General features: G+C 59.2%; 24 protein-coding genes. 11 read left to right on the top strand and 13 right to left on the bottom strand.

From position 1 onward, the window contains the following. Nucleotides 1–268: 268 nt before the first annotated feature. On the bottom strand, nt 269–2,719 hold the full coding sequence (locus tag ACYZTM_RS17110; protein WP_131061252.1) for a glycogen/starch/alpha-glucan phosphorylase: 2,451 nt from the start codon (nt 2,717–2,719) through the stop codon (nt 269–271). 260 nt (nt 2,720–2,979) lie between these two features. Here ACYZTM_RS17110 and ACYZTM_RS17105 point away from each other — a divergent pair, with 260 nt between their 5' ends. Then, nucleotides 2,980–3,420, top strand: coding sequence for a YkgJ family cysteine cluster protein (locus tag ACYZTM_RS17105; protein ID WP_131061316.1), 441 nt, complete (start codon nt 2,980–2,982; stop codon nt 3,418–3,420). Nucleotides 3,421–3,626: 206 nt separating this feature from the next. On the opposite strand, the gene typA is transcribed toward ACYZTM_RS17105, so the two are convergent. Both typA and thiI read right to left on the bottom strand, forming a co-directional pair. Beyond that, the gene (gene typA / locus ACYZTM_RS17100; protein WP_131061253.1) at nt 3,627–5,447 is read right to left on the bottom strand and encodes a translational GTPase TypA; all 1,821 of its coding nucleotides are present in this window, start codon (nt 5,445–5,447) and stop codon (nt 3,627–3,629) included. A gap of 139 nt (nt 5,448–5,586) precedes the next feature. After that, nucleotides 5,587–7,041, bottom strand: a complete 1,455-nt coding sequence (gene thiI / locus ACYZTM_RS17095) for a tRNA uracil 4-sulfurtransferase ThiI (RefSeq protein WP_461983619.1) — start codon at nt 7,039–7,041, stop codon at nt 5,587–5,589. 330 nt (nt 7,042–7,371) lie between these two features. Between thiI and glnA the strand changes: the two genes are divergently transcribed. The 5 genes from glnA to ntrC all read left to right on the top strand — a co-directional run bounded on the left by glnA (nt 7,372) and on the right by ntrC (nt 12,954). Beyond that, entirely contained in the window at nt 7,372–8,778 is a 1,407-nt protein-coding gene (gene glnA / locus ACYZTM_RS17090) for a glutamate--ammonia ligase (RefSeq protein WP_131061256.1), read from the top strand. 300 nt (nt 8,779–9,078) lie between these two features. Next, the gene (locus ACYZTM_RS17085) at nt 9,079–9,588 is read left to right on the top strand and encodes a DUF4124 domain-containing protein (protein WP_461983617.1); all 510 of its coding nucleotides are present in this window, start codon (nt 9,079–9,081) and stop codon (nt 9,586–9,588) included. Next, nucleotides 9,585–10,205, top strand: coding sequence for a DUF4124 domain-containing protein (locus tag ACYZTM_RS17080; RefSeq protein WP_461983615.1), 621 nt, complete (start codon nt 9,585–9,587; stop codon nt 10,203–10,205). The genes ACYZTM_RS17085 and ACYZTM_RS17080 overlap by 4 nt, the downstream gene beginning before the upstream one ends. A 230-nt stretch (nt 10,206–10,435) precedes the next feature. Further along, a complete protein-coding gene (glnL, locus tag ACYZTM_RS17075) occupies nt 10,436–11,521 on the top strand; it encodes a nitrogen regulation protein NR(II) (protein ID WP_008024908.1) in 1,086 nt (361 codons plus the stop codon). Then, nucleotides 11,518–12,954, top strand: coding sequence for a nitrogen regulation protein NR(I) (gene ntrC / locus ACYZTM_RS17070; RefSeq protein ID WP_131061259.1), 1,437 nt, complete (start codon nt 11,518–11,520; stop codon nt 12,952–12,954). Before glnL ends, ntrC begins: the two co-directional genes overlap by 4 nt. A 523-nt stretch (nt 12,955–13,477) precedes the next feature. Here the strand turns inward: ntrC and ACYZTM_RS17065 are convergent. Beyond that, entirely contained in the window at nt 13,478–13,918 is a 441-nt protein-coding gene (locus tag ACYZTM_RS17065; RefSeq protein ID WP_461983612.1) for a hypothetical protein, read from the bottom strand. Between ACYZTM_RS17065 and ACYZTM_RS17060 the strand changes: the two genes are divergently transcribed. Then, complete coding sequence (locus tag ACYZTM_RS17060; RefSeq protein ID WP_007949025.1) at nt 13,917–14,372, top strand: tRNA (cytidine(34)-2'-O)-methyltransferase; 456 nt, start codon at nt 13,917–13,919, stop codon at nt 14,370–14,372. The two genes, ACYZTM_RS17065 and ACYZTM_RS17060, sit on opposite strands and share 2 nt — an antisense overlap. A gap of 130 nt (nt 14,373–14,502) precedes the next feature. On the opposite strand, the gene secB is transcribed toward ACYZTM_RS17060, so the two are convergent. Genes secB through ACYZTM_RS17045 form a run of 3 tightly spaced genes read right to left on the bottom strand, consistent with a single transcriptional unit; the run spans nt 14,503 to nt 15,699 of the window. Further along, nucleotides 14,503–14,988: a protein-export chaperone SecB gene (gene secB / locus ACYZTM_RS17055; protein ID WP_131061261.1), complete on the bottom strand. Its 486-nt coding sequence runs from the start codon at nt 14,986–14,988 to the stop codon at nt 14,503–14,505. Between the two features lie 41 nt (nt 14,989–15,029). Beyond that, nucleotides 15,030–15,284 (bottom strand): glutaredoxin 3, encoded by a 255-nt coding sequence (grxC, locus tag ACYZTM_RS17050; protein ID WP_131061262.1) that lies wholly within the window; start codon nt 15,282–15,284, stop codon nt 15,030–15,032. A gap of 1 nt (nt 15,285) precedes the next feature. After that, nucleotides 15,286–15,699 (bottom strand): rhodanese-like domain-containing protein, encoded by a 414-nt coding sequence (locus ACYZTM_RS17045; protein ID WP_131061263.1) that lies wholly within the window; start codon nt 15,697–15,699, stop codon nt 15,286–15,288. Between the two features lie 151 nt (nt 15,700–15,850). Between ACYZTM_RS17045 and gpmI the strand changes: the two genes are divergently transcribed. The 4 genes from gpmI to ACYZTM_RS17025 all read left to right on the top strand — a co-directional run bounded on the left by gpmI (nt 15,851) and on the right by ACYZTM_RS17025 (nt 21,039). Continuing rightward, nucleotides 15,851–17,380 (top strand): 2,3-bisphosphoglycerate-independent phosphoglycerate mutase, encoded by a 1,530-nt coding sequence (gene gpmI / locus ACYZTM_RS17040; protein WP_461983609.1) that lies wholly within the window; start codon nt 15,851–15,853, stop codon nt 17,378–17,380. A 240-nt stretch (nt 17,381–17,620) separates the two neighbouring features. Continuing rightward, nucleotides 17,621–18,916: a murein hydrolase activator EnvC family protein gene (locus ACYZTM_RS17035; RefSeq protein WP_461983607.1), complete on the top strand. Its 1,296-nt coding sequence runs from the start codon at nt 17,621–17,623 to the stop codon at nt 18,914–18,916. 34 nt (nt 18,917–18,950) lie between these two features. Beyond that, complete coding sequence (locus ACYZTM_RS17030) at nt 18,951–20,270, top strand: S41 family peptidase (protein ID WP_131061266.1); 1,320 nt, start codon at nt 18,951–18,953, stop codon at nt 20,268–20,270. A 1-nt stretch (nt 20,271) separates the two neighbouring features. Beyond that, on the top strand, nt 20,272–21,039 hold the full coding sequence (locus ACYZTM_RS17025) for a divergent polysaccharide deacetylase family protein (protein WP_461983604.1): 768 nt from the start codon (nt 20,272–20,274) through the stop codon (nt 21,037–21,039). Between the two features lie 51 nt (nt 21,040–21,090). Here the strand turns inward: ACYZTM_RS17025 and ACYZTM_RS17020 are convergent, their stop codons facing one another. The 6 genes from ACYZTM_RS17020 to hisB form a co-directional block, all read right to left on the bottom strand. After that, nucleotides 21,091–21,846, bottom strand: a complete 756-nt coding sequence (locus tag ACYZTM_RS17020; protein ID WP_131061268.1) for a substrate-binding periplasmic protein — start codon at nt 21,844–21,846, stop codon at nt 21,091–21,093. A 78-nt stretch (nt 21,847–21,924) separates the two neighbouring features. Continuing rightward, nucleotides 21,925–22,695 (bottom strand): imidazole glycerol phosphate synthase subunit HisF, encoded by a 771-nt coding sequence (gene hisF, locus ACYZTM_RS17015; protein ID WP_121731627.1) that lies wholly within the window; start codon nt 22,693–22,695, stop codon nt 21,925–21,927. Between the two features lie 9 nt (nt 22,696–22,704). After that, nucleotides 22,705–23,442 carry a 1-(5-phosphoribosyl)-5-[(5-phosphoribosylamino)methylideneamino]imidazole-4-carboxamide isomerase gene (gene hisA / locus ACYZTM_RS17010; protein WP_010464588.1) on the bottom strand — a complete coding sequence of 246 codons (738 nt, stop codon included), beginning with the start codon at nt 23,440–23,442 and terminating at the stop codon, nt 22,705–22,707. Between the two features lie 42 nt (nt 23,443–23,484). After that, entirely contained in the window at nt 23,485–23,742 is a 258-nt protein-coding gene (locus tag ACYZTM_RS17005; RefSeq protein ID WP_008024930.1) for a DUF2164 domain-containing protein, read from the bottom strand. Then, nucleotides 23,743–24,381 carry an imidazole glycerol phosphate synthase subunit HisH gene (gene hisH / locus ACYZTM_RS17000; RefSeq protein WP_461983602.1) on the bottom strand — a complete coding sequence of 213 codons (639 nt, stop codon included), beginning with the start codon at nt 24,379–24,381 and terminating at the stop codon, nt 23,743–23,745. Beyond that, nucleotides 24,381–24,974 carry an imidazoleglycerol-phosphate dehydratase HisB gene (gene hisB, locus ACYZTM_RS16995; protein ID WP_123367004.1) on the bottom strand — a complete coding sequence of 198 codons (594 nt, stop codon included), beginning with the start codon at nt 24,972–24,974 and terminating at the stop codon, nt 24,381–24,383. Before hisB ends, hisH begins: the two co-directional genes overlap by 1 nt. Nucleotides 24,975–25,153 lie beyond the last annotated feature (179 nt).

Genomic DNA, 25,153 nt, shown 5'->3' with positions numbered 1-25,153 from the left:
CCCCGCTGCGGGGCGAATCCGGGCGAAGCAGCCTCTGCTCCAGTCTAGTGACCAGACACCCGGAATCCAGTGTGAAAGCAGATTGCATCTGCACCACAAATCCAATGTGGGAGCGGGCTTGCTCGCGAAGGGGCCATCACATTCAATATTGATGTTGAATGTGATGGCCCCTTCGCGAGCAAGCCCGCTCCCACAAGGGTCAAGTTGGCGCCTAGTATATCGATCAGGCCCAACGGACGTTGGGCCTTGCGCACATTTGTCGCCAAAGTTACTCCAACGCCTTCCAAATCTCCGTGGCGTACTCGCGAATGGTCCGGTCGGACGAGAACCAGCCCATCCGGGAAGTGCTCAACACCGCCGACCGCCACCAGGCTTCAGAATCGTGCCAATGGGCTTCCACGCGCATCTGCGCGTCCCAGTAGGAATCGAAATCGGCGCAGACCAGGAAGCGGTCGTAGTCGATCAACGAATCGATCAAACCTGCGTAACGGGACGGATCATCCGGCGAGAACACCCCGCCGCGAATCGCTTGCAGCACGTCGTTAAGCCGATGGGACGCGGCAATGTCCGGCGTCGCATTGAACTCATGGTTCTGCTTGCGCGCTTCAACCTGCTGGGCGCTGAGGCCGAAGATGAACATGTGCTCGACGCCGATGCGCTCGCTCATTTCGACATTGGCACCGTCCAGCGTACCGATGGTCAGCGCGCCGTTGAGGCCGAATTTCATGTTGCTGGTGCCCGAGGCCTCGAAGCCTGCAGTGGAAATCTGCTCCGACAAATCCGCCGCCGGAATAATGCTCTCCGCCAGGCTGACGTTGTAGTTGGGCAGGAACACCACTTTGAGCAGGCCGCGCACCGTCGGGTCGTTGTTCACCACCCGGGCGATGTCGTTGGTCAACTTGATGATCAACTTCGCCTGGTGATAACTGGCTGCGGCCTTGCCGGCGAAGATCTTCACCCGCGGCACCCAATCGATTTCCGGCTCGGCACGAATCGCCTGGTACAGCGCGACGGTGTGCATCAGGTTGAGCAACTGGCGTTTGTATTCGTGGATCCGTTTGACCTGCACGTCGAACATCGCCGCCGGGTTGACCGCGATCCCCAATCGTTCATGAATCAGGTAGGCCAAGGCTTTTTTGCTGTGCAGACGCTGCTCGGCGAAGGCTTTGCGGAACGCACTTTTCTCGGCGAAGGGCTCCAGTTCCAGCAGGCGTTCTTCTGCGTTGTCCAACAGATCCGGGCCGAGGGCATCGACCATCATCGACGTCAGTTCAGGGTTGGCCTGATAGAGCCAGCGGCGGAAGGTGATGCCGTTGGTCTTGTTGTTGATCCGCTCCGGGTAGAGCTTGTGCAGTTCGGAGAACACAGTTTTGCGCATCAGTTGCGTGTGCAGACCGGACACGCCGTTGACGCTGTGGGAACCGAGGAACGCCAGGTTGCCCATGCGCACGCGGCGGCCGTTGTCTTCTTCGATCAGCGACACCGCGCGCAGCACGTCGAAGTCGTGAATGCCTTTGGCGCGCAACGAGTCGATGTGCTGAGCGTTGATCAGGTAAATGATCTGCATGTGCCGAGGCAACATCCGCTCCATCAAACCGACTGGCCAGGTTTCCAGCGCTTCCGGCAACAGCGTGTGGTTGGTGTACGAGAGCGTGTCGACGGTGACCTGCCACGCGGCGTCCCACGCCACGTCGTAGACGTCGACCAATTGCCGCATCAGCTCAGCCACGGCAATAGAAGGGTGCGTGTCGTTGAGCTGGATCGCCGCGTGGTCACCCAGGGTCAGGACCGAGGTGTGCATGTTGCGATGGCGGCGCAGCAAATCCTGCAAGGACGCGGCGACAAAGAAGTATTCCTGGCGCAGACGCAATTCCTGACCGGCTTCGGTGCTGTCCGCCGGGTAGAGCACGCGGGAGATACTTTCCGCCCGGGCGACTTCTGCCACGGCGCCCAAGTGGTCACCGGCGTTGAAGCGTTCCAGGTGCAAATCTTCCATGGCACGGGCACGCCACAGGCGCAGCGTATTGACGCTCGCCCCGCGCCAGCCGACCACCGGCGTGTCGTAAGCAATCGCCCGTACGGTTTCCCCCGGGGACCAGACTTGCTTGGACTTGCCGGCCTCATCGGTCACGGTTTCGACACTGCCGCCAAAGCCGATCGGGTAAACAACTTCAGGCCGCTCAAATTCCCACGGGTTGCCGAAATCCAGCCAGTGTTCGGTCTGCTCCTGCTGCCAGCCGTCGACGATGGCCTGACGGAACAAGCCGTGTTCATAACGAATGCCGTAGCCATGGCCTGCGATGCCAAGGGTCGACATGCTTTCCATGAAACACGCCGCCAGACGACCAAGGCCACCGTTGCCCAAGGCCGCGTCGGGCTCCAGCAGGCGGATGCGCTCAATATCGACGCCGAGTTCGGTCATGGCTTCGCGGGCGACGTCGAGCAGGCCGAGGTTGCTCAGGCTGTCGTAGAGCAGCCGGCCGATGAGAAATTCCAGGGAGAGGTAGTAAACCCGTTTCTGACCTTTGCGGTAAATCTGCCGGGTGTGATCCATCCAGTGCTCGACCATGTGATCGCGCGCTGCCAGGGCGATGGCTTCGAACCAGTCGTGGTCGAAGGCGTGATCCGGGTCTTTGCCCACCGCGTAGGTGAGTTTGGTCAAGACGGCATCGCGAAATGCGGCCACCTCTGCTTCGCGAACAAGTGGTTCTTGAGTCATCGATAGGACCTCGAGCGAGCGTTGAGTTGTCTGAGCCTAGACGGTCTGACAGGCGGTCGGGGCTCTGGTTCGGCAGTTTTTCCTGATAGTGCGAGATAGGCCGGCATTACATTGTCATGTACTTGAATCAATGCAGGGGCCGTGCCGGATTAACGGTGTTATTTGGGTGACAGAGAAAAAATCTGGCGAAAGGTTGTTCAAAAATCCACCAGTCCCGGTATGATCGCGCGCCCTGATGCACACGCTGGTAACAACCGATGATGAAGTCCAACCTGATCGCTGCCGCAGAGATCGATCGCCTCGATACCTGGGCCAAATATTCTGCGCCGATGTGCGGCTCGTGTGTATCCAGCTGCTGCACGCTGCCGGTCGAGGTCAAGATCAAGGACCTGATCCGCATCGGCATCGTCGACGAGTTCGAGCGCGGCGAGCCAGCGAAGAACATTGCCAAGCGCCTGCAGAAGGAAGGGATCGTCGAGCGCTACAGCCAGAAAACCGAGATCTTCACCCTCCAGCGCATGAGCAACAACGATTGCCTGTACCTGGATCGTAAGAGCCGTCTGTGCACTATTTATGAAAAGCGTCCGGACACCTGCCGCAATCACCCGAAAATCGGGCCACGGCCGGGGTATTGCGCTTACAAGCCGAAAGAAGTGGCGCGTGAGACCAGCGAAAGCCGTCGCACCCTCGAAAAATTCTAAAGCCCCCTACATGATCATTCCCACGCTCCGCGTGGGAATGCAGCCCGGGACGCTCCGCGTCCCAAAGCGGACGCAGAGCGTCCATTGAGGCATTCCCACGCAGAGCGTGGGAACGATCAACAAACACCGCACAAACCCCAGACAAACAAAAACGCCCCCGACCTTGCGGTCGGGGGCGTTTTTTTAAGCGCTAACTAAGTCGAGACTCAGTTACCGGCTTTCTTGGCAGCGCGGGTACGCTCGCTTTCGCCCAGGATCTTCTTGCGAAGACGGATGGACTTAGGAGTGACTTCGCACAATTCGTCTTCTTGAACGAATTCCAGAGCCTGCTCCAGGGTGAAGCGGATAGGCGGAACCAGAGCGATGGTTTCGTCTTTACCCGAAGCACGCATGTTGTCGAGCTTCTTGCCTTTGGTTGGGTTGACGCCCAGGTCGTTGTCGCGGCTGTTGATGCCGACGATTTGACCTTCGTACACGTCTTCACCGTGACCCAGGAACAGTTTGCCGCGAGCTTGCAGGGTTTCCAGCGAGTAAGTCAGAGCCTTACCGGTAGCAACCGAAACCAGCACGCCGTTCTGACGGCCGGACATGTCGCCGGACTTCATCACGTCGTAACGGTCGAAGATCGAGGTCAGGATGCCTGCACCGGAGGTCAGGGTCAGGAACTCGTTACGGAAACCGATCAAGCCACGAGCCGGGATGTTGTACTCAAGGCGCACACGGCCCTTGCCATCCGGAACCATGTTGGTCAGGTCGCCTTTACGGATACCGATCTGTTCCATGATCGCGCCCTGGGATTCTTCCGGCAGGTCGATGGTCACGTTTTCGTACGGTTCGTGCTTGACGCCGTCAACCAGACGGATGATCACTTCCGGACGACCAACACCCATTTCGAAGCCTTCGCGACGCATGGTTTCGATCAGTACCGAGAGGTGCAGCTCACCACGGCCGGAGACTTTGAACTTGTCGGCGGTGTCGCCTTCTTCAACGCGCAGAGCAACGTTGAACAGCAGTTCCTTGTCCAGACGTTCCTTGATGTTACGGCTGGTGACGAACTTGCCTTCTTTACCGCAGAAAGGCGAGTCGTTTACCTGGAACGTCATGGAAACGGTTGGTTCGTCAACGGTCAGCGGCTTCATCGCTTCGACGTTCAGTGGGTCGCACAGAGTGTCGGAGATGAACAGCTGGTCAAAGCCGCTGATGCAGACGATGTCGCCGGCAGCTGCTTCGTCAACGTCGATGCGGTGCAGACCGTGGTGACCCATCAACTTCAGGATACGACCGTTACGCTTCTTGCCGTCAATGTCGATAGCCACAACTTGAGTGTTCGGCTTGACGCGACCACGAGCGATACGACCAACGCCGATAACACCCAGGAAGCTGTTGTAGTCCAGTGCCGAGATTTGCATCTGGAACGGACCGTCACGGTCAACTTTTGGAGCTGGAACGTGGTCAACGATCGCCTGGTACAGCGGGGTCATGTCTTCCGCCATGGCGGTGTGTTCCAGACCGGCAATACCGTTCAGGGCCGAAGCGTAAACAACCTGGAAGTCCAGTTGTTCTTCGGTAGCACCCAGGTTGTCGAACAGGTCGAAGATCTGGTCCAGAACCCAGTCCGGACGTGCGCCTGGACGGTCAACCTTGTTGATGACCACGATTGGACGCAGGCCGGCTTCGAAAGCCTTCTTGGTCACGAAACGGGTTTGCGGCATAGGGCCGTCTTGAGCGTCAACCAGCAGCAGAACGGAGTCAACCATCGACATTACGCGTTCAACTTCGCCGCCGAAGTCGGCGTGGCCCGGGGTGTCCACGATGTTGATGTGGTAGCCGTTCCAGTTGATGGCGGTGTTTTTCGCCAGAATGGTAATACCGCGCTCTTTCTCCTGGTCGTTGGAGTCCATCACGCGCTCGTCGTTGAGCTCGTTGCGCTCCAGGGTGCCGGATTGACGCAAGAGTTTGTCTACCAGGGTGGTCTTACCATGGTCAACGTGAGCAATGATGGCGATGTTGCGTAGATTTTCGATCACTTGTGTATCTCGATCAGAGGATTCGGTGTGCTGACAGGTCGTGGCAGCGATTAACAGTAGAGTCAGGCCTTGCCGTTACAGCTTGACGGCAGAGTCGGGGGGCCGGTGACGCAGGCCACAGGCAAACAGCCCCGGGCTCTTAGCTCGGTCGATAAACGCGCACATTGGCATGCCCCTCACTGAGCAAATGGTGGGCATGCAGGCGACTCATCACGCCTTTGTCGCAATACAGCAGGTACTGGCGAGTAGGGTCCAGTTCCTTGAAACGAGCGTTCAATGCATAAAACGGCATCGTTTGTATGTCGATGCCAGCCAAGTCCAGCGGGTCGTCTTCAGCGGCGTCCGGGTGACGGATGTCGATGACGATCTGACCGGCCAGCGCTTCGCTGACTTCTTCAATCTGCACATCCTGGCCCAATTCGTCGATCACGCGATCGATCGGCACCAGTTTGGCGTTCTCGAGCGCACGCTCAAGTACTGCCATGTCGAACTGTTGTTCTTCGTACTCCACGCGCGGACGCTTGGCGTGGGTCTTGGGGTTCACCGAGATGACCCCGCAGTATTCCGGCATGTGCTTGGCGAAGTCGGCAGTACCGATTTCGTTGGCCAAGTCGATGATGTCCTGCTTGTGACTGGCGATCAGCGGACGCAAGACCAGCTTGTCGGTCACGCAGTCGATCACGGACAGGTTCGGCAGTGTCTGGCTCGACACTTGGGAAATCGCCTCTCCGGTAACCAGCGCATCGATGTCCAGCCGATCGGCAATACGGGAAGCAGCGCGCAACATCATACGCTTCAAAACTACACCCATATGACTGTTATCGACTTTCCCGAGAATTTCTCCCAGTACTTCCTCGAACGGCACACTCACAAATAACACGCGTTGGGAGCTGCCGTACTTCTTCCAGATGAAGTGCGCGACTTCCATAACGCCCAGTTCATGGGCCCGTCCGCCCAGATTGAAGAAGCAAAAATGGCTCATCAGCCCGCGGCGCATGATCTGGTAAGCGGCGACGGTGGAATCGAAACCGCCAGACATCAGCACAAGTGTCTGTTCCAGGGCACCCAGCGGATAACCGCCGATGCTGTTGTGCTGGCTGTGGATCACAAACAACCGTTTGTCGCGAATTTCGATACGAACTTCGATTTCCGGCTCTTTCAGCGAAATTCCGGCGGCGCCGCACTGACGACGCAGTTGGCTGCCGACGTATTTCTCGACGTCCATCGAGCTGAATTCGTGCTTGCCGGCACGCTTGCAGCGCACCGAAAAGATCTTCCCGGCCAACGCATCACCGAAGTGCTGCTTGCACTTGGCGACGATGTCGTCGAAGTCGCCCAGCGGGTATTCGTCGACCTGCAGAAAATGCGCGATGCCCGGCATGCAGCTCAGGCGCTCGGTCATCTCCTTCAGGGCTTTGGGCTCGCTGACGCGCGTTTCCAGCTCGAGATTGTCCCACACACCGTTCACCACCACAGCCGGGTCCAGGTCGCGGAGCACGGTACGGATGTTTTTGGCCAACTGGCGGATGAAACGCATCCGTACCGGGCGGCTCTTGATGGTGATCTCGGGGAAGACTTTTACGATTAGTTTCATGAAAACAGCGCGCGCTGGGCCAGCCGAAAAAGGGGGGCGCGGATTATAGCGGAAATTGCTCAAGGTTTAACCAGTTAATGTGCAGAAGGTTTTGCGCGCACCAAAACGGGTCATTTATTGATTCTGACGCTACATTGTAGGGCGAGATTTTCAGCTTACAGGCGCTTTGTACCTTTATAAGCGTGTTATTGGGGCAAAAAACCCATGGTGGGGCACTGGCATGCAATTTGCTCCCTTGTGAGGCAGGTTGCCTTGGCAGAGTATTCGCGCCGGCATCACCCATATTCCAAGGGCATCCACTACTAAGCCCGAAGCCACCCGGAGGACACTATGTCGAAGTCGGTTCAACTCATCAAAGATCATGACGTCAAGTGGATTGATCTGCGCTTCACGGACACCAAAGGCACTCAGCACCACGTGACCATGCCGGCTCGCGACGCGCTGGATGAAGCTTTCTTCGAAGAAGGCAAAATGTTCGACGGTTCCTCCATCGCTGGCTGGAAAGGCATCGAAGCTTCCGACATGATCCTGCTGCCGGACGACAGCACTGCCGTTCTCGACCCGTTCACCGAAGACCCAACGCTGATCATCGTGTGCGACGTCATCGAGCCGTCGACCATGCAAGGTTACGATCGCGACCCACGTGCGATCGCCAAGCGTGCCGAGGAATACCTGAAGTCGACCGGTATCGGCGATACCGTATTCGTTGGCCCGGAGCCTGAGTTCTTCATCTTCGATCAGGTGAAGTTCAAGTCCGACATCTCCGGCTCGATGTTTAAGATTTTCTCCGAACAAGGTTCCTGGATGTCCGACCAGGACATCGAAGGCGGCAACCATGGCCACCGTCCAGGTATCAAAGGCGGTTACTTCCCGGTTCCACCGTTCGACCACGACCACGAAATCCGTACCTCCATGTGCAACGCCATGGAAGAAATGGGTCTGGTCATCGAAGTTCACCACCACGAAGTGGCAACTGCCGGCCAGAACGAAATCGGTGTGAAGTTCAACACCCTGGTCGCCAAGGCTGACGAAGTTCAAACCTTGAAGTACTGCGTGCACAACGTTGCTGTCGCTTACGGCCGCACCGCGACCTTCATGCCTAAGCCTCTGTACGGCGATAACGGCTCGGGTATGCACGTTCACTTGTCCATCGCCAAAGATGGCAAGAACACCTTCGCTGGCGAAGGCTATGCCGGCCTGTCCGACACCGCTCTGTACTTCATCGGCGGCATCATCAAGCACGGTAAGGCCCTGAACGGCTTCACCAACCCGTCGACCAACTCCTACAAGCGTCTGGTCCCAGGTTTCGAAGCGCCGGTCATGCTGGCCTACTCGGCTCGCAACCGTTCCGCTTCGATCCGTATTCCTTACGTGTCCAGCCCTCGCGCTCGCCGTATCGAAGCCCGCTTCCCGGATCCGGCAGCCAACCCGTACCTGGCCTTCGCTGCCCTGGTAATGGCTGGCCTGGACGGCATCCAGAACAAGATCCACCCTGGCGACGCAGCTGACAAAAACCTGTACGACCTGCCGCCTGAAGAGGCGAAAGAGATCCCACAAGTTTGCGGCAGCCTGAAAGAAGCCCTGGAAGAGCTGGACAAAGGTCGTGCGTTCCTGACCAAAGGCGGCGTGTTCTCCGATGACTTCATCGACGCTTACATCGCTCTGAAAAGCGAAGAAGAAATCAAGGTACGTACCTTCGTACACCCACTGGAATATGAGCTGTACTACAGCTGCTGATCCGGTAGCGCTGCGGCACGCGGCGTGACAAAAAAGAGGCCTCCTTCGGGAGGCCTTTTTTGTGGCTGCGATTCTATGGCTGACAAAAATCCAATGTGGGAGCGGGCTTGCTCGCGAATGCGGTGTGTCAGTTACATAAATGCTGACTGATACACCGCATTCGCGAGCAAGCCCGCTCCCACAGGGGGTTTTGTGGCGTTTGAGGGTTTTTGGCAGTTCATGCCCAAATGTTTACAACTTGGGCCAACCGCCCCCTCTGACCTATGCTGCAATCCAACGCGTTCGTTTCTGGTCGATTTTATGGGTCGTGGTTTTCTATTCATCTTGCTGCTGATCGCCCTGCCCGCCGCAGCGCAGATCTATAAGTACACCGACGCCTCCGGCAACACCGCCTACAGCAATCAACCGCCCGATGGCGTCAAGGCGCAGCCGGTCGAGTTGCCACCGCTCAACAGCGTTGAGCGCCAGGCGCCTCCAGCTCCGTCTGCCGAAGCCAGCAACAGCGAACAACCGCGCAGCGCCTATGAGGTGCTGGAGTTGACCGGTTTACCCACCGACGAAGCCCTGCGCGCCAACAACGGCACGTTCACGGTCAGCGTCAAGATCAAACCGCGCCTTCAAGCGCCGCACCTGTTCAGGTTGCTGCTTGATGATCAGCCGTATGGGCAGTCGAGCAACGTACCAATCCTGCAACTGGTGAACATTGACCGTGGCGAACACAGCCTGGCGGTGCAGGTGATCGATGGCGAGAACATCGTTCAGCAGAGTCCGGCGGTGACGTTCACCGTGCAACGGGTGCATAAGCCATGAGGTTGTGGCTGCTGATCGCCTGCCTGATCGCGCTGCCGGTAACGGCCGAGGTCTTTACCTACGTCGACGCCCAGGGCAACCGGGTCTACACCGACCAGCCGGGCTCGGGTAATGCCAAGCGCGTGCCGCTGGCGACGAGCAATCGCATGACCGCCAACCCTACGAGCGCGCGCCCCGTTATTGCCGAGCAGAAGAATGAAGAACGGCCGCTGTTCCATTACGACATGCTCCGCGTGCTGGTCCCGGAACCGGACGCTACGGTCCGTAGCAATGCTGGCGAGTTGATCGTCAGCGTTACCAACGAACCCGGCCTGCAACGGGGTCATCGCTACCGATTGCTGCTCGACGGCCAACCCACCGCTGAGCCCGGCCTCAGCCCGGTATTTGCCCTGAGCAACATCGATCGAGGCAGCCACAACCTGTCCGTGGAAATCCTCGACGAACAAGGCCGCACCGTTGAGCGCACGGCCAATCAACCTTTCCAGATGCTGCGCATTTCCCTCGCGCAGAAACGCAAGGTCAAACCTTGCGTCCTCACCGACTACGGCCAACGGCCGGAATGTCCGCTCAAAGACAAACCCGCAGAAGAAAAAAATCCGTTCCTGCGTTTCTTCTAACCTCGCTCAGGTTTGCGCACTATATTGGTGCAATAGGTTGCACCGTTCCCACATCTCAACCCATTTTGGTTCGAAAGTACCCGCGAAAGCTGGCAGAACGCCACGCAAACGAGCGTCAAACGCCCGTTTCAGGCTTTAAACGCTTCTTTTCGGAGCCTTGGTTTGGTTTTTGCATTTTCCTCGTATCGGCGCGTTATCCACGCGCATGCCCTGCTCCAAAAGAGGTCCTAATGACCATCAGTGACGCACTGCATCGTCTGCTTCTCGACAATCTGACCACCGCCACCATTCTGCTCGACGCCGAACTGCGCCTCGAGTACATGAACCCGGCGGCGGAGATGCTCCTGGCCATCAGCGGTCAGCGTAGCCATGGGCAGTTCATCAGCGAGTTGTTCACCGAATCCACCGAGGCGCTGAACTCCCTGCGCCAGGCGGTCGAGCAGGCGCATCCGTTTACCAAACGCGAAGCGATGCTCACCGCCCTCACCGGCCAGACCCTGACCGTCGACTACGCGGTCACGCCGATCCTCGCCAACGGCGCCACCATGCTGCTGTTGGAAGTCCACCCTCGCGACCGCTTGCTGCGCATCACCAAGGAAGAAGCGCAGCTGTCGAAGCAGGAAACCAGCAAGATGCTGGTGCGCGGCCTCGCTCACGAAATCAAGAATCCTCTCGGCGGGATACGCGGCGCGGCGCAATTGCTGGCTCGCGAGCTGCCGGAGGAAAGCCTGCGCGACTACACCAACGTAATCATTGAAGAGGCCGACCGCCTGCGCAACCTGGTCGATCGCATGCTCGGCTCCAACAAACTGCCGTCGCTGGCGATGTGCAACGTCCACGAAGTGCTCGAACGCGTCTGTCATCTGGTGGAAGCCGAAAGTCAGGGCTGCATCACGTTGGTACGCGACTACGACCCCAGCATTCCCGACGTGTTGATCGACCGCGAACAAATGATTCAGGCGGTGCTGAACATTGTGCGCAATGCGATGCAGGCCATCAGCAGCCAGAACGAGCTGCGCCTTGGCCGTATCAGCCTGCGTACCCGCGCCATGCGCCAGTTCACCATCGGTCACGTGCGTCATCGCCTGGTGACCAAGATCGAAATCATCGACAACGGCCCGGGTATTCCCGCGGAGTTGCAGGAAACCATCTTCTTTCCCATGGTCAGCGGCCGCCCGGACGGTACCGGGCTGGGCCTGGCCATAACCCAGAACATCATCAGCCAGCACCAGGGCCTGATCGAATGTGACAGCCACCCAGGCCACACCACGTTCTCGATCTTTCTGCCCCTGGAACAAGGAGCCACATCGACATGAGCCGTAGTGAAACCGTGTGGATCGTCGATGACGACCGTTCTATCCGTTGGGTCCTGGAAAAAGCCTTGCAACAGGAAGGCATGACCACGCAAAGCTTCGACAGCGCCGATGGAGTGATGAGCCGCCTGGCGCGCCAGCAACCGGACGTGATCATCTCCGACATCCGCATGCCGGGTGCCAGCGGTCTGGACCTTCTGGCGCGGATTCGCGAGCAACACCCACGGTTGCCAGTGATCATCATGACTGCGCACTCCGATCTGGACAGCGCTGTCGCGTCCTATCAGGGCGGCGCGTTTGAATACCTGCCAAAACCGTTCGACGTTGATGAAGCGGTGTCACTGGTCAAACGTGCAAACCAGCACGCTCAGGAACAGCAAGGCCTGGAAGTCCCGGTCGCCCTGACCCGTACCCCGGAAATCATCGGCGAAGCGCCGGCGATGCAGGAAGTGTTTCGCGCCATCGGGCGCTTGAGCCATTCCAACATCACCGTGCTGATCAACGGCGAATCCGGGACCGGTAAAGAACTGGTGGCCCACGCTCTGCACCGTCACAGCCCGCGCGCGGCTTCGCCGTTCATTGCGCTGAACATGGCGGCGATCCCGAAAGACCTGATGGAATCCGAGCTGTTCGGCCATGAGAAAGGCGCTTTCACCGGCGCGGCCAACCTGCGTCGCGGGCGCTTTGAACAGGCTGACGGCGGCACGCTGTTTCTCGATGAAATCGGTGACATGCCGGCAGATACCCAGACCCGTTTGCTGCGGGTATTGGCCGACGGCGAGTTCTACCGTGTCGGCGGCCATGTGCCGGTGAAGGTCGATGTGCGAATCATCGCCGCGACTCACCAGAATCTGGAAACCCTGGTGCACGCCGGGAAGTTCCGTGAGGACTTGTTCCACCGCCTCAACGTCATCCGCATCCATATTCCACGGCTGTCGGACCGTCGCGAAGACATCCCGACCCTGGCCAAGCACTTCCTCGCCCGCGCCGCGCAAGAACTGGCGGTGGAGCCGAAGCTACTGAAAAGCGAAACCGAGGAATACCTGAAAAACCTGCCGTGGGGCGGGAACGTGCGTCAGCTGGAAAACACCTGCCGCTGGATCACGGTGATGGCTTCGGGTCGCGAAGTGCACATCAGCGACCTGCCGCCAGAGCTGCTGAGCCTGCCGCAGGACTCGGCACCGGTGACCAACTGGGAGCAAGCGTTGCGTCAATGGGCTGATCAGGCGTTGGCGCGTGGTCAGTCGAGCCTGCTCGACAGCGCCGTGCCGGCCTTCGAACGAATCATGATCGAGACCGCCCTGAAACACACCGCCGGCCGGCGTCGCGATGCCGCGGTGTTGCTGGGCTGGGGGCGTAACACCCTGACGCGCAAGATCAAGGAGTTGGGGATGAAGGTTGATGGTGGGGATGATGATGAGGCAGATGAGGGTTAAGCACTCGGTCTAATGTGGGAGCGGGCTTGCTCGCGAAGGCGTCATCACACTCAACATCGATGTTGAATGAAACACCGCTTTCGCGAGCAAGCCCGCTCCCACATTTAGGGCTCAGTGCACCGCACCAATGCACCGTGACCCGCAATCGCGCACGACAACTGATTCGAAACCCCGCCTGCTTCTGCAATAGAACCCATTCTTTAAAAACACGAAAGCCCCGGAATACGGGGCTTTCGACGTTTCAGCGCGACATTCTGTTTCAACTTGTTAAAACCTGGCACGCCCCCTGCAATAGTCCATTCAGTGATTCAGTTCACCACCCGGTTTCGGGGACCTTGGTACAGGCAGGCCGGGGATTCCCCTCTTTACATCGGGCTCACACCGCACTTGCGACGAGCCCACGCAGTTTTGGGGCCCTTGATACAGGCAGGTCAGGGGTTCCTTCTTTACACCGGGCTCGACGCAATGCGCGAGCCCTGCCGTTTTGGGAACCTTGGTACAGGCAGGCCGGGGATTCCCTCTTTTATTGCTCCCGGAGATGGATCTCCAGCCGCCAGCGGTCATCGACCTCGCTACCGGTCCACTCGCCCTGCAGTGGCCGGGCCGCCACTACCGTCAGCAACAACCCTCCATCACTCAAGCGCGTCCGCCAGTTCACGACCTTGTCGTTGAGCTTGAGCTGACCTTTCTGCGCCTTGCCTTGCGCCTCGAACAGCAACGCGAGGCTGCCGTCGACGAACTCGCCATGGGTCCTGGGTTCGTTGTTGAACCACACCACCAGCCCATCGTTCGTCACCTCGACCTGTTGCAATTCGCTGGGGTCAGGCGTGGTCAGGCGACCGATCATCAGCCCCACCATCAGTCCGACAATCGCCAGCGAAGCCATTACGCGCGGTAATAGTTTCGAACGTGGATCGACGGGCGGCGTAGAATGCCCGCCATCATTACCTTCGGAGCCGTGCATGTTTCACGTCATCCTCTTTCAACCAGAAATTCCGCCGAATACCGGCAACGTTATCAGGCTGTGCGCCAACAGTGGCTGCCACCTGCATTTGATCGAACCGCTGGGCTTCGAGATGGACGACAAGCGCCTGCGCCGGGCCGGCCTCGACTACCACGAGTATGCCACCCTGCAACGCCACGCGGACCTCGCCAGTTGCCTGGAGAGTCTCGGTCATCCACGGCTGTTCGCCTTTACCACCAAGGGCTCGCGACCGTTTCACGATGCCAGTTTTGCGGAGGGCGACGCGTTCCTGTTCGGCCCGGAAAGCCGTGGCTTGCCGGCCGAGGTGCTCGATGCACTGCCCGGCGAACAACGCCTGCGCTTGCCGATGCGTGAAGGCTGCCGCAGCCTGAACCTGTCGAACACCGTGGCGGTTGCCGTCTACGAAGGCTGGCGCCAGCTCGGTTTCAAATAACACCGCATAACAAATGTGGGAGCGGGCTTGCTCGCGAAGGGGTCATAACATTCAACATCATCGTTGACTGTTACACCGCATTCGCGAGCAAGCCCGCTCCCACATTGGACTTGCTTTGACTCAGGACCGCTTACTGAACGGTCGGAGTCTCGCCAGCCGCCTGCATGCGTTGCAGTTCTTGTGCGTACAGCGCGTCGAAGTTCACCGGAGCCAGCATCAGGGCCGGGAACGAGCCGCGGGTCACCAGGCTGTCCAGGGTTTCGCGAGCGTACGGGAACAGGATGTTCGGGCAGAACGCGCCGAGGGTGTGGCTCATCGAAGCGTCGTCCAGGTTCTTGATCAGGAAGATCCCGGCCTGTTGCACTTCAGCGATGAACGCCACTTCGTCGCCGTTTTTCACGGTGACGGACAAGGTCAGCACGACTTCGTGGAAGTCGCCTTCCAGCGCCTTTTGACGAGTGTTCAGATCCAGACCGACGCTCGGTTCCCACTGCTGGCGGAAGATCGCCGGGCTTTTCGGGGCTTCGAACGACAAGTCACGTACGTAGATGCGCTGCAAGGAGAATTGCGGTGCGGTGTCTTCTTCGCTAGCTGCAGTGTTCTGTTGGTCAGTCATCTCAGATCCTTTCTGATCTTGGGGTCTTACAGGGAAGGCGTTCAGGCCTGGAGCATGGCGTCGAGCTTGCCGGCGCGCTCAAGGGCAAACAAATCATCACAGCCACCGATGTGGCGCTCGCCGATCCAGATCTGCGGCACGGACGTACGTCCGGCCTTCTGGGCCATGGCGGCACGCACCTGTGGCTTGCCATCGACCTTGATCTCTTCGAAGGCCACGCCTTTGTTCTCGAGCAGGTACTTGGCTCGCGAACAGTAAGGGCAGTAATCGCTGGAATAGACGACGACGTTGCTCATATCACTTCACCAGCGGCAGGTTGTCGCCTTTCCAGCTGGAAATACCGCCGGACAGCTTGGCGGCGGTGAAGCCGGATTTCATCAGTTCGCGGGCATGGGTGCCGGCGGTCTGGCCCATGGCGTCGACCAGAATGATGGTCTTGGCCTTGTGCTTTTCCAGTTCGGCAACGCGAGCAGCCAATTTGTCGTGGGGAATATTCAACGCGCCAACAATGTGACCGGCGGCGAAATCCTTGACCGAACGAATATCGATCACAACGCCGGCGTCCTTGTTGACCAGCCCGGTCAGTTCACCGGTGCTCAGGCTGCGGCCGCCGCCTTGCATCTGATAAGCGATCAGCAACGCCAGCAGTACGACGAAGATACCGACGAGCAGATAGTGGTTAGTGGCAAATTCAATCAGGTGAGCAACCATCGAAGGAGGTTCCAGGGCGTTAAAATGTCGGCCAGTATACACAGCCACTATGGCGGGCCAAACCCCGTCCGGCGGTGACGTGGATTGAACTTGCCTTTAAACTGCCACTCCCTTTTCCATCGCCCTCTTAATTCAGCCACGAGTGGAATCCATGACTACCACGCCTAAACCTTTGGTCCTGATTATTCTCGACGGCTTCGGTCACAGTGAGAGCCCTGAATCCAATGCCATCTATGCGGCCAGGAAGCCCGTGCTGGACCGCCTGACCGCTACCGTGCCGAACGGCCTGATCTCGGGCAGCGGCATGGACGTCGGCCTGCCGGATGGCCAGATGGGCAACTCCGAAGTCGGCCACATGAACCTCGGGGCCGGCCGCGTGGTGTATCAAGACTTCACGCGCGTGACCAAATCGATCCGCGATGGCGAGTTTTTCGAAAACCCGACTATTTGCGCCGCTGTGGATAAAGCCGTTGCTGCCGGCAAAGCCGTGCACTTCATGGGCCTGCTGTCCGATGGCGGCGTTCACAGCCACCAGGATCACCTGGTTGCCATGGCCGAACTGGCCTTCAAGCGCGGCGCCGAAAAAATCTACCTGCACGCGTTCCTTGATGGCCGCGACACGCCACCGAAAAGCGCCCAGTCGTCCATCGAACTGCTCGACGCGACCTTCCAGGCCCTCGGCAAAGGCCGGATCGCCAGCATTGTCGGCCGTTACTTCGCCATGGACCGCGACAACCGTTGGGACCGCGTGTCCCAGGCCTACAACCTGATTGTCGACGGCAACGGCGAATTCAACGCCGCCACCGCACAGGAAGGCCTGCAAGCCGCTTACGAGCGAGGCGAGAGCGACGAATTTGTCAAAGCCACCTCCATCGGCGAGCCCGTTAAAGTCGAAGACGGCGACGCAGTGGTCTTCATGAACTTCCGCGCCGACCGCGCCCGCGAACTGACCCGCGTGTTCGTCGAAGACGGTTTCAAGGAATTCGAACGTGCACGCCAGCCAAAACTGGCCGGTTTCGTGATGCTGACCCAATACGCCGCCAGCATTCCCGCGCCATCGGCCTTCGCCGCCGGCAGCCTGGACAACGTGCTGGGCGATTACCTGGCGAAAAACGGCAAGACCCAACTGCGCATCGCTGAAACCGAGAAGTACGCCCACGTGACCTTCTTCTTCTCCGGCGGTCGTGAAGAACCGTTCCCGGGCGAAGAGCGCATCCTGATCCCGTCGCCGAAAGTCGCCACCTATGACTTGCAGCCCGAGATGAGCGCCCCGGAAGTCACCGACCGCATCGTCGACGCCATCGAAAACCAGCGTTACGACGTGATCGTGGTCAATTACGCCAACGGCGACATGGTCGGCCACAGCGGCGTGTTTGATGCCGCGGTGAAAGCCGTTGAATGCCTGGACCTGTGCGTTGGCCGTATTGTTGATGCGCTGGACAAGGTGGGTGGCGAAGCACTGATCACGGCCGACCACGGTAACGTAGAGCAGATGGCCGACGAGTCCACCGGCCAGGCGCATACCGCCCACACCACCGAACCGGTGCCGTTTATCTATGTCGGCAAGCGTGACTTCAAGATTCGCGACGGCGGCGTGCTGGCGGATGTGGCCCCGACCATGCTGATGTTGATGGGCCTGGAAAAACCGGCGGAAATGACTGGCACTTCGATTCTGGTGTAATCGGTATCTCAGACACCACTAAACCCTGTGGGAGCGGGCTTGCTCGCGAATGCGGAGTATCAGTCAACGTTGATGTCGACTGACACTCCGCATTCGCGAGCAAGCCCGCTCCCACATTGGTTTGGCGGTGTTTTCACCCCCGAACCTACTCCAGTCATCACACAGCCCCAATTGGGCGTTTTTTTTGCGGCGCTTGGCGGGCATACTAGGCCGTCCCTTTCCTTGGTGTCGCCCGCCTCTATGCTTCGCGTCCTGATAGCCCTTGCTCTGACTTGCCTGCTCCAACCGGCCTTCGCTGACGAGCGCGCGCAAACCCAACAACAGCTGGACGCCACGCGTCAGGACATTGCCGAGCTGAAAAAACTGCTGGGCAAGCTGCAGGAAGAAAAATCCGGTGTGCAGAAAGACCTCAAAGGCACCGAGACCGAGATGGGCAAGCTCGAGAAGCAGGTCGATGCCCTGCAAAAAGAGCTGAAGAAAAGCGAATCCGAGCTGCAGCGTCTCGATGGTGAGAAAAAAAAACTCCAGAGCGCGCGCACTGAACAGCAACGACTGATCGCCATTCAGGCTCGTGCGGCCTATCAGAACGGCCGTCAGGAGTACTTGAAGCTCCTGCTGAACCAGCAGAATCCGGAAAAATTCGCCCGCACCCTCACCTATTACGACTACCTGAGCCAGGCCCGCCTGGAGCAGCTGAAGAATTTCAACGAAACCCTGCGCCAACTGGCCAATGTCGAAAAAGACATCGCCTTGCAGCAGGCGCAGTTGCTGGTGCAGAAAAGCAGCCTCGACAGCCAGCGCGATGAACTCGACAAGGTTCGCAAGGAGCGCCAGCAGGTCCTGGCCAAGCTGAGCGACGACGTGAAGGCTCGCGATCAGAAGCTGGCTGCCCGCGAGCAGGATCAGGCCGACCTGTCTAAAGTCCTTAAAACCATCGAAGAAACCCTGGCCCGCCAGGCTCGAGAGGCTGAAGAAGCGCGCCAAAAAGCGCTCATCGCCCAGCAGGAAGCCGAAAAAAAGCGATTACGTGAGGCTCAGGAACAGGCCGATGCCACGACTGATGCCCCACGCAAACCCGTTAAATCGACACCCGGCGCAATGGTTTCAAGTTCAGGCGAGACCTTCGGCGGTGCTTTTGCTTCAACTCGCGGCAAACTTCCATGGCCCGTCGATGGTCGACTGCTTGCGCGCTTCGGTGAATCCCGTGGCGACGACGCCCGTACCAAGTGGGACGGCGTGATGATCAGCGCCTCCTCCGGCAGCCAGGTGCACGCCGTGCATGGCGGTCGCGTGGTGTTTGCCGACTGGCTGCGTGGCGCCGGGCTGCTGGTGATTCTCGACCACGGCAACGGTTTTTTGAGTCTTTATGGTCACAACCAGACGCTGCTCAAGTCTGCGGGTGACGTGGTAAAAGCCGGTGAGTCCATCTCCACTGTCGGTAGCAGTGGCGGGCAGGACACACCAGCGCTGTATTTCGCTATTCGTCAGCAGGGTCACCCGAGTGATCCGGCGCAATGGTGCCGCGCGCAAGGATAGGCGTTGAGTCACCTACATTAGGAGTTCGTTCGACATGCTGCATTTGTCCCGCCTTACCTCGCTGGCTCTGACGATCGCCCTGGTGATCGGCGCGCCTCTGGCGTTCGCCGCTCAACCTGCCCCGGCTGTCGCGCCTGCGGGCACTGCTGCGACCACCAAGGCGCCGTTGCCTCTGGAAGAGTTGCGCACCTTTGCCGAGGTCATGGATCGGATCAAGGCAGCCTATGTCGAGCCGGTGGACGACAAGACCCTGCTGGAAAATGCCATCAAAGGCATGCTCAGCAACCTCGATCCGCATTCCGCCTACCTGGGCCCGGAAGACTTCGCTGAGTTGCAGGAAAGCACCAGCGGCGAATTCGGCGGCCTGGGCATCGAAGTCGGCGCCGAAGACGGATTCATCAAAGTGGTTTCGCCCATCGATGACACGCCGGCGTCCAAGGCTGGCATTCAAGCGGGCGATTTCATCGTCAAGATCAACGGCCAGCCGACTCGCGGCCAGAGCATGACCGAAGCCGTGGACAAGATGCGCGGCAAGATCGGCCAGAAAATCACCCTGACCCTGGTGCGCGACGGCGGTACGCCGTTCGACGTGACCCTGTCCCGCGCGATCATTCAAGTGAAGAGCGTCAAGGCGCAGCTGCTTGAATCGGGCTACGGCTACATCCGCATCACCCAGTTCCAGGTCAAGACCGGCGAAGAAGTTTCCAAGGCTCTGGCCAAGCTGCGCAAGGACAACGGCAAGAAGCTCAACGGCATCATTCTCGACCTGCGCAACAACCCGGGCGGCGTACTGCAATCGGCGGTGGAAGTGGTCGACCACTTCATCACCAAGGGCCTGATCGTTTACACCAAGGGCCGCATCGCCAACTCTGAGCTGCGCTTCTCCGCCACCGGCAAAGACGAAAGCGAAGCCGTGCCAATGGTTGCTCTGATCAACGGCGGCAGCGCCTCGGCTTCGGAAATTGTCGCCGGCGCCTTGCAGGATCAGAAACGCGCTGTGGTCATGGGCACCACCAGTTTCGGCAAAGGCTCGGTACAAACCGTGCTGCCGCTGAACAACGAACGCGCACTGAAGATCACCACGGCGCTGTACTACACGCCGAACGGCCGCTCGATCCAGGCCCAGGGCATCGTCCCGGACATCGAAGTGCGCAAGGCCAAGATCACCAACGAGCAAGACGGCGAGTACTTCAAGGAAGCCGATCTTCAGGGCCACCTGGGCAATGGCAATGGCGGCGCCGACAAACCGACCCGTTCCGGCGGCAAAGCCAAGGCCATGCCACAAGATGACGATTACCAACTGGCCCAGGCGCTGAGCCTGCTTAAAGGGCTGAGCATCACCTCTGGTCGCTGAGGTGCGCCTGCGGTTCTTGATCGGCCTGCTGTGCTGTCTGGCGGGTGTTGCTCATGCAGCGCCCGCCCCTCAAAAGGCCTACATCACTCTGATCATCGATGACCTGGGGCAGAACCTGCCCCGGGATCGTCGCGTGCTCGCCCTGCCCGGCCCGGTGACCGCGGCGATCATGCCCGACACGCCCCACGCCACCGAATTCGCCCGCGAGGCTCATCGCGCCGGCAAGATCGTCATCCTGCACATGCCCATGGACCCGGCCACCGGCCCCTTCGCCTGGCATCCCGATTTGCCCATCGACGAACTTGAGAAACGCCTGAGCGCGGCGTTCAAGGTCGTGCCTTATACCGCCGGCATCAACAACCATATGGGCAGCCGCATGACCGCTCAACAACCGGCCATGGCCTGGTTGATGGCGGACTTGCAGCGCCGGCACAAGCTCTTCGTCGATAGCCGCACCAGCGCGCAGACGGTTGCGGCGGCCGAGGCGCAGAAGATCGGGTTGGCGAGCGTTTCGCGGGATGTGTTTCTGGATGATGAGCGTACTGAGGCGGCGATTTTTACGCAGCTGCAGACGGCGATCAGCTTGGCGAGAAAGCAGGGCTCGGCGGTGATGATCGGGCATCCGTATCCGCAGACGTTGGCGGTGCTGGAGCGGGAGTTGCCGAAGCTCAAGGCTCAGGGGATTGAGTGGATTGATATCAAGCAGATGATCAGTGTGCGCAGCAATCGAGCGACGGCTGCGCATGGAAAGGACGGCGTGTACCGTTAACCGCCAAACACCACTTTAGATTGTGCATGGCACAGGATTCAGTGTTGGGCTTTAGAGATACCGCGCCATGATGTCGTCCACCACGCCTTCCTTGCGCAGCTGATCCAGCGCGGCCTGAAGCTTGGCCACCACTTCATCCGGTACATCTTTGTTCAACGCCAGATAGAGCTCGGCGCTGTTGAAGCGCAGTACCGTTTTGAGGCCGTTAACGCCCTCTTGCCGCGCCAGATACCGTCCGGCCGGATCACCCGTCGCCCACAAATCAATCTGACCGCTGACCAGCTTCTTCGCATTGTCCTGATCGCGCAGCACAACAATCGGCTTCAACCCCTGCTTGGCCAGCGTCTCGGCAATCGCATCGCCCTTGTACGCACCAATCTTGTATTTGCGCGCCTGTTCCAGCGACTCAAGGCTGATCTTGCTGTCCGCCTTGGCCAGCATGATCCAGTCATCCGGGCCAATCGGACCGACCCATTTGAACAGCTTCTCGCGGTCCGGCAAGCGCGCCATCACGAATACGCCGTAACCGGGTTTCTCGAGGGCGAGTTTGTAGATTCGCTCCCAAGGGAAGCGCAGCGTCAGGCTGTAGGTGACGTCCGCACGCTTGAACATCTCGCGGACGATGTCCACGGCGATACCGTTGATGTTCTCGTCCTGAGCGAAGTTCTTGCCGTTCTTCGCCATGTTGTACGGCGGGAAATTTTCCGTCAGCAGCACCAGGTCGGTGTCGGGACTTTCTTCAGCGTGGACTCCATTGATGAGCAACAGAGAAGCGCTGGCGAGGACAAGAAGAAGGCGTTTGATCATGTCGGGCTACCGAAATCCATGGCGTGCCCAAGAGTGCCTTGAGCCCGCCATGCTGTCCACTGGCCTGCATTGATTTGTTTAGCGCATTACGATCCCGCGATGCGCCATGTAAGCCTTGGCTTCCTGCACGGTGTATTCGCCGAAGTGGAAAATACTCGCCGCCAACACTGCGCTGGCGTGGCCTTCGATGATGCCGTCGGCCAAATGCTGCAAGTTGCCGACGCCGCCGGAGGCAATCACCGGGATACCCAGTGCATCGCTGATGGCGCGGGTGACGCCCAGGTCGAAGCCGTTTTTCATGCCGTCCTGGTCCATGCTGGTCAGCAGGATTTCGCCGGCACCGAGGCCTTCCATTTTCTTCGCCCACTCAACGGCGTCGAGACCGGTGGGTTTGCGTCCGCCGTGAGTGAAGATTTCCCAGCGCGGGGTTTCACCCGGCAAAGAAACCTTCTTCGCGTCGATGGCGACGACGATGCACTGCGAACCGAAATGCTGCGCCGCTTCGCCAACAAACTCCGGGTTGAACACCGCTGCGGTGTTGATCGAGACCTTGTCCGCACCGGCATTCAGCAGGTTGCGAATGTCCTGCACAGTGCGCACGCCGCCGCCCACGGTCAGCGGGATAAACACCTGGCTGGCCATGCGCTCAACGGTATGCAGCGTGGTGTCGCGGCCGTCGACGCTGGCGGTGATGTCGAGAAAGGTAATCTCGTCGGCGCCTTGTTCGTCGTAGCGACGGGCGATCTCCACCGGGTCGCCGGCATCACGAATGTTCTCGAACTTCACACCTTTGACGACCCGGCCGTTATCCACGTCCAGGCAAGGGATGATGCGTTTGGCCAGCGCCATGGTCAGTCCTCAGCCTTTGTACGAATCGCAGAAAGCTTGCGCTTCAGCGACGTCGAGGGTGCCTTCGTAGATCGCCCGGCCGGTGATCGCGCCGATGATGCCGGGCGCCTTGGCGTCGAGCAGCGACTTGATGTCACCGAGGTTGTGAATACCGCCGGAAGCGATGACCGGAATGCGCGTAGCAGCGGCCAGCGCAGCGGTGAACGGTACGTTGCAGCCCTGCATCATGCCGTCTTTGGCGATGTCGGTATAAACGATCGCGGACACGCCATCAGCTTCGAATTGCTTGGCCAGGTCAATCACCTGAATGGTGCTGATTTCAGCCCAACCGTCAGTGGCGACAAAACCGTCTTTGGCATCCAGACCGACGATCACTTTGCCCGGGAACGCGCGGCAAGCTTCAGCAACGAAGGCCGGATCTTTCACGGCTTTGGTGCCGATGATCACGTAGCTCACGCCCGCTTTCACGTAGTGTTCGATGGTTTCCAGGGAACGGATACCGCCGCCGATCTGGATCGGCAGGTTCGGGTAGCGCTTGGCGATGGCGGTAACCACTTCGCCGTTGACCGGCTGGCCTTCAAAAGCGCCGTTCAGGTCGACCAGATGCAGACGGCGGCAACCGCCCTCCACCCACTTGGCAGCCATGCTCACCGGATCATCGGAGAACACTGTGGAATCTTCCATGCGGCCCTGGCGCAGACGAACACAGGCACCGTCCTTGAGATCGATAGCGGGAATAATCAGCATCTGGCAAACCTTCAAATTCGAGTGTTCAGCTTCGCTCGGAAATCAGTTTTTCTCGAGCGCCCACAAGTCGCTTTCGATGCTTTCGAACCTCTCTTTGAGGTGCGTCTGCACATCGAAAATCGCCCTGTTGTAATAGTGCGGCGCAATTTCACGGGTAAACAGCTCAAGGATTTCAGCCGCTTCGAACGAACCCAGGTCCAGTTCGAAGCGATCCTCCATGAAGCGTTTGATCTTGTGATTGGCCTCGTTCTCCTGCTCGGGAGTGAGGGTCAGGATCGGCGGCTTCTTCTTGACGGCCATTTACCAGCGACCGTCCCACGCAGCGAAGTTCTGCAGCAATTGCAGGCCATGGGTATGGCTCTTCTCCGGGTGGAACTGCACGGCGAAACGCGAGCCGTCGGCCAGCGCCGCAGCGAAATCGACACCGTAGTGACCGCCACCCACCACCTGCCGCGCATTGCCGGCAGCGATGTAGTAGCTGTGCACGAAGTAGAACCGCGCCAGGTCCGGAATGTTGTGCCACAGCGGGTGACTCACCGTCTGCTTCACTTCGTTCCAGCCCATGTGCGGGACTTTCAGGTGTTCGCCGTCTTCGTGCAGGTCTTTGCCAAAGAACCTCACCGCGCCCGGGAACAGGCCGATGCAGTCGACGCCGTCGTTCTCTTCACTGCTGTCGAGCAAGGCTTGCATGCCAACGCAGATGCCGAGGAACGGACGGTCCTGGCTGACTTCACGCACCAGCGAATCGAAGCCCAGACGACGGATCTCCGCCATGCAATCGCGAATCGCACCGACACCGGGGAAAACCACCCGGTCGGCTTCACGAATCACGTCGGCATCGCTGGTAATCAGGACCTTGCCGGCACCGACGTGCTCGAGGGCCTTGGCCACCGAGTGCAGGTTGCCCATGCCGTAATCGATAACCGCGACCGTCTGCATTACAGAACGCCCTTGGTCGACGGCATCTGACCGGCCATGCGGTCATCCAGCTCTACGGCCATGCGCAGGGCGCGGCCGAAAGCCTTGAACACGGTTTCGATCTGGTGGTGGGTGTTGGTGCCACGCAGGTTGTCGATGTGCAGGCTGACGAGGGCATGGTTGACGAAGCCCTGGAAGAACTCCTGGAACAGGTCAACGTCGAAGCCGCCAACGGTGGCGCGAGTATAGGGAACATGCATCTGCAGGCCCGGACGGCCGGAGAAGTCGATCACCACGCGCGACAGCGCTTCATCGAGCGGCACGTAGGCATGGCCGTAGCGACGGATGCCTTTCTTGTCGCCGATGGCTTTGGCGAAGGCCTGACCCAGGGTGATACCGACGTCTTCCACCGTGTGGTGGTCGTCGATATGCAGGTCGCCCTTGCTGACAATATCCATGTCGATCAGCCCGTGACGGGCGATCTGGTCCAGCATGTGCTCAAGAAAAGGAACACCGATATCAAATCGGGCCTTTCCGGTGCCATCCAGGTTGATCGAGGCTTTGATCTGGGTTTCCAGAGTGTCGCGCTCGACTGACGCCTTACGTTCGGCCATCACCAGCTCCGCAAAATCATTGGGCGAAAAAGGCAACCATTATAGGGGCGCGGGCCGGAAACAGAAACACGAGAGGTGATATCCCTGACGGACAGGACCCCGTGTTTTCGGGGATATACATGTCAGTACAAGCGGACGAACACAAAAATTCGTGTTCATGAAGATCAAATAATGTGGGA

The sequence above is a fragment of the Pseudomonas sp. MDT2-39-1 genome, from assembly GCF_054898085.1.
Note: the sequence above shows the minus strand (reverse complement) of the source record. Positions and strands in the feature narration are given on the sequence as shown.

Bases quoted from the DNA above. Each gene is read 5' to 3' on its own strand.
- gpmI (WP_461983609.1), top strand. From the start codon at position 15,851: ATGACTACCACGCCTAAACCTTTGGTCCTGATTATTCTCGACGGCTTC.
- ACYZTM_RS17045 (WP_131061263.1), bottom strand. From the start codon at position 15,699: ATGGTTGCTCACCTGATTGAATTTGCCACTAACCACTATCTGCTCGTC.
- ACYZTM_RS17020 (WP_131061268.1), bottom strand. From the start codon at position 21,846: ATGATCAAACGCCTTCTTCTTGTCCTCGCCAGCGCTTCTCTGTTGCTC.
- hisB (WP_123367004.1), bottom strand. From the start codon at position 24,974: ATGGCCGAACGTAAGGCGTCAGTCGAGCGCGACACTCTGGAAACCCAG.
- ACYZTM_RS17105 (WP_131061316.1), top strand. From the start codon at position 2,980: ATGAAGTCCAACCTGATCGCTGCCGCAGAGATCGATCGCCTCGATACC.
- ACYZTM_RS17030 (WP_131061266.1), top strand. From the start codon at position 18,951: ATGCTGCATTTGTCCCGCCTTACCTCGCTGGCTCTGACGATCGCCCTG.
- ACYZTM_RS17080 (WP_461983615.1), top strand. From the start codon at position 9,585: ATGAGGTTGTGGCTGCTGATCGCCTGCCTGATCGCGCTGCCGGTAACG.
- hisH (WP_461983602.1), bottom strand. From the start codon at position 24,381: ATGCAGACGGTCGCGGTTATCGATTACGGCATGGGCAACCTGCACTCG.
- ACYZTM_RS17005 (WP_008024930.1), bottom strand. From the start codon at position 23,742: ATGGCCGTCAAGAAGAAGCCGCCGATCCTGACCCTCACTCCCGAGCAG.
- ACYZTM_RS17035 (WP_461983607.1), top strand. From the start codon at position 17,621: ATGCTTCGCGTCCTGATAGCCCTTGCTCTGACTTGCCTGCTCCAACCG.
- grxC (WP_131061262.1), bottom strand. From the start codon at position 15,284: ATGAGCAACGTCGTCGTCTATTCCAGCGATTACTGCCCTTACTGTTCG.
- ntrC (WP_131061259.1), top strand. From the start codon at position 11,518: ATGAGCCGTAGTGAAACCGTGTGGATCGTCGATGACGACCGTTCTATC.
- hisA (WP_010464588.1), bottom strand. From the start codon at position 23,442: ATGCTGATTATTCCCGCTATCGATCTCAAGGACGGTGCCTGTGTTCGT.
- glnA (WP_131061256.1), top strand. From the start codon at position 7,372: ATGTCGAAGTCGGTTCAACTCATCAAAGATCATGACGTCAAGTGGATT.
- secB (WP_131061261.1), bottom strand. From the start codon at position 14,988: ATGACTGACCAACAGAACACTGCAGCTAGCGAAGAAGACACCGCACCG.
- ACYZTM_RS17060 (WP_007949025.1), top strand. From the start codon at position 13,917: ATGTTTCACGTCATCCTCTTTCAACCAGAAATTCCGCCGAATACCGGC.
- hisF (WP_121731627.1), bottom strand. From the start codon at position 22,695: ATGGCGCTGGCCAAACGCATCATCCCTTGCCTGGACGTGGATAACGGC.
- glnL (WP_008024908.1), top strand. From the start codon at position 10,436: ATGACCATCAGTGACGCACTGCATCGTCTGCTTCTCGACAATCTGACC.
- ACYZTM_RS17110 (WP_131061252.1), bottom strand. From the start codon at position 2,719: ATGACTCAAGAACCACTTGTTCGCGAAGCAGAGGTGGCCGCATTTCGC.
- ACYZTM_RS17085 (WP_461983617.1), top strand. From the start codon at position 9,079: ATGGGTCGTGGTTTTCTATTCATCTTGCTGCTGATCGCCCTGCCCGCC.
- thiI (WP_461983619.1), bottom strand. From the start codon at position 7,041: ATGAAACTAATCGTAAAAGTCTTCCCCGAGATCACCATCAAGAGCCGC.
- ACYZTM_RS17065 (WP_461983612.1), bottom strand. From the start codon at position 13,918: ATGCACGGCTCCGAAGGTAATGATGGCGGGCATTCTACGCCGCCCGTC.